At 35.7% G+C, this 403-nt stretch carries 1 protein-coding gene; it reads left to right on the top strand.

Translation table 11 applies throughout. The features are described from left to right. Nucleotides 1-49: 49 nt before the first annotated feature. A partial coding sequence (locus tag ACYVEC_RS30600; protein ID WP_460509586.1) for a helix-turn-helix domain-containing protein occupies nucleotides 50-403 on the top strand: 354 nt, incomplete at its 3' end.

Here is a 403-nt window from a genome sequence, read left to right as displayed (position 1 = left end):
ATGTATGTTCGTTATATAATAGAACCATATCGAAATGGGGGTGAAATGAATGATGATCAATAAAGCATATAAATTTCGTATCTATTCAAATAAAGCACAAGCGACACTAATCAATAAAACGATTGGTTGTTCTCGTTTTGTATTCAATCACTTCCTATTTCTATGGGATCATGCATATAAAGAAACAGGAAAAGGTTTGACATATGGTACATGCTCTGCCAAACTTCCTGCCTTGAAGAAAGAGTTTGTTTGGCTAAAAGAAGTGGATAGTATTGCGATTCAGTCATCTGTTCGCAACCTTGCGGATGCTTATACACGCTTTTTCAAAAAACAAAACAGTGCCCCGCGTTTCAAATCTAAGAGGAACAACGTGCAATCTTACACCACAAAACAAACAAATGAA

This window comes from Bacillus sp. MN7755 (assembly GCF_054771475.1).
The sequence above is the reverse complement of the archived record's forward strand: the minus strand, read 5'-3'. Positions and strand labels throughout refer to the sequence as shown.